This is a genomic window from Pseudomonas sp. SCT (assembly GCF_003864275.1).
GTDB classification, from domain to species: domain Bacteria; phylum Pseudomonadota; class Gammaproteobacteria; order Pseudomonadales; family Pseudomonadaceae; genus Stutzerimonas; species Stutzerimonas stutzeri_AE.
Genome location: NZ_BDJA01000025.1, coordinates 1 through 4366, shown reverse-complemented (window position 1 = coordinate 4366; position 4366 = coordinate 1). Strand labels below are relative to the sequence as shown.

8 protein-coding genes are annotated in these 4366 nt (G+C 56.6%); 2 read left to right on the top strand and 6 right to left on the bottom strand.

Going from position 1 to position 4366, the window contains the following annotated elements; all coding sequences use genetic code 11:
• The 6 genes from BHD08_RS22875 to BHD08_RS22850 form a co-directional block, all read right to left on the bottom strand.
• Window positions 1-828: hypothetical protein (locus BHD08_RS22875; RefSeq protein WP_148098511.1), on the bottom strand; the 828-nt coding region annotated here is incomplete at its 3' end.
• Between the two features lie 84 nt (window positions 829-912).
• The gene (locus BHD08_RS22870; RefSeq protein WP_125025250.1) at window positions 913-1053 is read right to left on the bottom strand and encodes a major capsid protein; all 141 of its coding nucleotides are present in this window, start codon (window positions 1051-1053) and stop codon (window positions 913-915) included.
• A 191-nt stretch (window positions 1054-1244) separates the two neighbouring features.
• Window positions 1245-1595 carry a hypothetical protein gene (locus tag BHD08_RS22865; RefSeq protein ID WP_125025248.1) on the bottom strand — a complete coding sequence of 117 codons (351 nt, stop codon included), beginning with the start codon at window positions 1593-1595 and terminating at the stop codon, window positions 1245-1247.
• Window positions 1596-1609: 14 nt separating this feature from the next.
• Window positions 1610-1843, bottom strand: coding sequence for a hypothetical protein (locus BHD08_RS22860; RefSeq protein WP_125025246.1), 234 nt, complete (start codon window positions 1841-1843; stop codon window positions 1610-1612).
• Window positions 1831-2115, bottom strand: a complete 285-nt coding sequence (locus BHD08_RS22855) for a hypothetical protein (protein WP_125025244.1) — start codon at window positions 2113-2115, stop codon at window positions 1831-1833. Before BHD08_RS22855 ends, BHD08_RS22860 begins: the two co-directional genes overlap by 13 nt.
• Window positions 2112-3320 carry a phage/plasmid replication protein gene (locus BHD08_RS22850; protein ID WP_125025242.1) on the bottom strand — a complete coding sequence of 403 codons (1209 nt, stop codon included), beginning with the start codon at window positions 3318-3320 and terminating at the stop codon, window positions 2112-2114. The genes BHD08_RS22855 and BHD08_RS22850 overlap by 4 nt, the downstream gene beginning before the upstream one ends.
• A 143-nt stretch (window positions 3321-3463) precedes the next feature.
• Between BHD08_RS22850 and BHD08_RS22845 the strand changes: the two genes are divergently transcribed.
• Both BHD08_RS22845 and BHD08_RS23015 read left to right on the top strand, forming a co-directional pair.
• Window positions 3464-3673: a hypothetical protein gene (locus BHD08_RS22845; RefSeq protein WP_125025240.1), complete on the top strand. Its 210-nt coding sequence runs from the start codon at window positions 3464-3466 to the stop codon at window positions 3671-3673.
• Between the two features lie 327 nt (window positions 3674-4000).
• Window positions 4001-4345, top strand: coding sequence for a hypothetical protein (locus tag BHD08_RS23015; RefSeq protein WP_160128705.1), 345 nt, complete (start codon window positions 4001-4003; stop codon window positions 4343-4345).
• Window positions 4346-4366: the final 21 nt, after the last annotated feature.

Sequence of the window (4366 nt, the reverse complement as noted above, 5' to 3'; positions counted from 1 at the left end):
TATAGAGGGCAGAATTTCTGTAACAGTCGTGCTACCGGTGGAGGGGTCGGTGTTAGTGGTCGTACTGCCAGGAAGATCTACAGATGCAGGACCGGAAAAGGTTTCACTGTCTGGATAGTCAAAACTACCGGGGACACTATCAAGTATTGAGGGTGCGGAATCCGAGGCAACTGATGTGTCTTGTATACCACCAAGAAGTGAATCTATATCAGTATCTGTAACAGGGACCCGCCCTCCTGGCTGAGGGGGGGTATCGTACTTTTTCCAAACTCCGGAGGTTCGATAATTGCCAGCTTGGTCATAGGAGTAGCAGGCGCCGCCTGAGGTGCCGCCAGCCTGGAACCACCATTGATAATTTGCAGCGGTATAAAGCGCCTTACATGCTTCAGTGGCGCTTCCGTAGCTGCATGGAACTGAAATACCACCGGGGTAGTAGGCTGTATAACAGCTAGTAGCAGTCGTTGTAGTGGGCTTAGTCAACGTACCGTCAGTCATCACCCAATCGACAGCAGCAAGAACGCCGCCAAGCCCGGCAGTCGCGACAGCCTTGCCGGGATTAACCTTCAGAAGTTGCTTTGCGCCTGCAGCCCACTTGGAGAAGGTGAACGAGCGTTTATAGGTTACTGGGACGGTCGCTTTAACGCCCGACTGGGTTGACACAGGGGCTTCCCAGTTACGGGAATCGCTAAACGCGAAGCCCGGTGAACCAGGGGTATATGTCTTTTGTATATCGGAAGGAGTGACAATAATGGTGCGAGATGCACTCACTTCGACGCTGTATAGAACAGCAGCCAGAACGATGAAACCATAACGAAAACAACTAGCCATCCTGAATACTCCCAGCTTGAAACGTCCATTATTAGCTCCAATAAAAAAGGGGGCCGCTAAGCCCCCTAGTTGCCGAGGCTCGAATTAACGAGCGGAGCGGCGGAAGTACGCGAACGCAACAACAACCAGAACAACGACGAACATAGCGCCGCCGATGGTCTGGACATCACCCTTGAGGGCATCAATAGCGGTGAGAACTTCAGCGGGGATCATGGAGCCTTCCATAATTCAATTCCTTTCGTGGGATAAGAGAAAGCGCGTTAATAAGCCACAGCCCCAGGAAGCGCCGTAACACGCAACAACGGCCCAGCCTAGTTTCAGCCCATCAGTTACACCGAGAGGCGGAATTATTGACGACTGCACAACCCATGTTTGGCAGATGCCGTTAACAAGTTCAGTACAGACGTATGTATGCATTAGTTAGCACCTGCTGCCTTCTGCTGAGCCGTTGCAGCTGGGTTCGGCGCAGGCTGAGGGCGAACCTCTTGCAGGCGCAGCGGAGTGCCAGCCAGCAGGTAATCGATGTTGTGGTAGCGGTCGTTCACCTCGCAGGTGACCGGCATGAAGACCTCGACGCCGACCTGTTGCCGGTAGGGGTTGTGCAGGCCGTTCTTGATCGAGTCACCAAACACGCGCGCCTTGACAGTGGTGGTGACGTCGAAGCCGTCGCGATCCTTGGCGGAGGTTTGAAGCGCAACAATGGCCCAGCGCTTGTCCGGTTCGCCTTTGTCTACTACGCCGAGGACGGTGCCTTTGATGATGTGCATGGTGTTCTCCAGAGTCAGAAGCCGAACAGCTCGGCTACACAGGGGGTGCCTTTGGCCTCGAATTCGAGGAACCACTGGCGTTCGGGCTTGGTGCCCTGGTCTTTGCGCTGATCGAGAGCAGCGAAGGTTTCAGCGACCTGCTGTTGCAGGACGGACGTGTTAACGGTCGCGTGAGTGCGGCGGTACTGCTCAAGGCGTTCGCGCTGGGAGCGGCTGAGCTGGCCGCCCTGGAAGCTCACAGTTCGCATTGGAAGCTCCTGTCAATCCGGTCGAAGGCAATGCCGTAAACGTGAAGGTGCTGAGCCGAGTAGATGGTCAGGGCGGCATGACTGATCGCACCGGAGACGTAGAGGCCACGGGCAAAGCCGTCGAGTTCGGCACTAGCAAAGGCCAGTTCGTAATGATCCGAAGCTTTCTTGATGGCACACAGAAGGCGAATGCGCTCTTGCTCAGCTGGTGGCATCGGAGAGAGGTCGAAGGTCATGCCATGAGCCGGCACGCAGGCTACGGCGGTAATCATGCAGCCACCTGCAAATGATTCGGACGGCGGTACCAGGTCGGCATCGGGAGCACGTCAACCGGGATGACTTCGCGGCTGGCGGTGTGAACGATTGGGCGGACTTTGAGTGCATCGCACGGGTTGGCAATGTCGATGCCGATACGGCGCAGGCGGGCGCGGTGGGTCTGGACAGACGACTTGTTGAAGTCGAACTTGGCTTTGCCTGTCATCCAGAGCATTGCGTATTGGGCGGTCGTGTATGCCGCCTTGGTGCTGGTCACGATCTTCTCGGAAACGAGGTGATCCGCGATGGTTTCAAAGTCCATAGCCGTTACCTTCAGTCGGTCGTCTATCTTCAGAAATGCGTCATGTATGGTCTGGAAGCGGGCCTCGTCGAACATCCCCCACCACGCGAGGCCTTCTCGCAGCAGGTATTCACGCTTTAGCTCTTGCTCCATGCGGACGACACCGTGCTCTTCGCAGTAGGCAATCAGATCGCGCAGGTACTGGACCTCTGGCGAATCGTCACCGAAGTTTTTGCGGGCCTTAGGGAGCAGGAACTTGAGAATCGCTTTGGCCTTGATGTAGGCCTTCCGATACTGGTCGCGGGCCTGCCAATCGACGGTGCAACCGTCTTCATAGAGCTTGCCGACCTTGTATCCGGCCCGCTGGGTGCTCAGGGAGGACACATACTGAAGTTCGTTGCCCTTCCCTACTGCGCGGTTCGTGGTGAGGTCGATACGCGTGATGCGCATGCCGTCGCCGATGGTGGTGTGCTTGTGCGCCTTCTCAACAGTCTTGATCCAAGCGCCCGCGTCCCCTTCCCTTTCGGCCTGCTCAACGGCGGATGACTTGCCCGTGATCTTGCGACTGACGACGCGGGAGGACTCAGCCTGCATGAAATCGAGCCGAGTGCAGCGCGTAAGAGCAGGCAAGCCGTACTCAGCAAGGATGCGGTTGTAAACCGCGACGCACTGATCGACGGTGCGGAAGCCAAACAGGTTGTCGAGGCGATCAACAGCGCTCGGGTTGCCCTGGACAATCAGCTTGCGACCATCGACACGGATGTTGATGGACGTTGTGTAAGAGCCTTCATGCTTCCAGCCGGGCTGAGTGACGCTGAGGCGTTCACCAGTTTGGGCGCAATAGCGCTCGATGGTGATATCAGCGACTTTCGGCAGATCGAACGGATACACCTGCTCTACCGATAGGTAGTCGATGAACATCGCGCTTGATCCGTCTTGATGCATTTCAACTCCGTCTGCACGCATGCATGCAAATCACATTGGCGAGCAATGTATACGGAGGAACTTGCATGCGTCAACACAAATCACATGCATGCACGTAGACTTCGGGGAATCATTTAATTATGGATAAATTGACAATGCCTGCGACCTTGCGACTGTCGAACGCCGAGCAAGAGGCGTTGCGGCAAAAGTGCATAGAAATCAACAAGTTACTTGTAAAGCAGGGGCGAATGCCGCTCAAGGACAGCGAGCTAGCGCACATAATCCTTGATAAATCAGTGAATTGCGTTCAAGTGAACAGCAAAGGAGAGGTCGTTCTTGAGCTGGAATAGCTCGCGGTGACCATGGGATTCCGGGGTAAATTGGGGGTGTTACAGCACCCCCACCGCCGACCAGCTGAAAAGCGCTGCTGAAACCGAGCAACGTCGTGACCTGACCAGAGGCGGTGCTGACGGTCTTGGGAGAGCGGCAGAGAGACGCCCGGAGCGGTCCATTTGGGCAGATCGGGGCGCGGGTTGAGTTGGTCGTGGGACAGTGGGACGAAGATCGCGAGAAGCCTCCTGAGGGCCGTATAGGCCGCTGGGGGCTTTTTTGTGGGTCGATGGTTGCGGCCCCTTCGGGGGTATCGTCGCAGGCGCTATGCAGAACGACAGGAGGCAGTGCAGGCGACTAATCGCCGCGAGCGGCGAGGTCGAGGCCAGCAGGACAGGTCAAAGCAGGTTGATTCGCTCAGCGATCTGCCGCAACTCGTGCAGGACGGCATCGAGCTGGGCACCTTCGTCGTCAAGCTGGGCGACGCGCTTTCTCAGTTCGCGGATCTCGGCGACAAGTCGCGGGTAGTCGTCGAGGATCCACGTTATTGCGTCGGAGCCCTTTCGGCCCGGCGCATACAGCTCGGCGGTTTTGATCAGGCGGGTTTCGAGGTCGATAGCGCATCGCATAATCGGCCCTATGTTACGCGCCGCCTGGAGCCGGAGGCAGTTTCCAGACGACGCTCAACATAAAGCCATTCTCATTATGCGAAA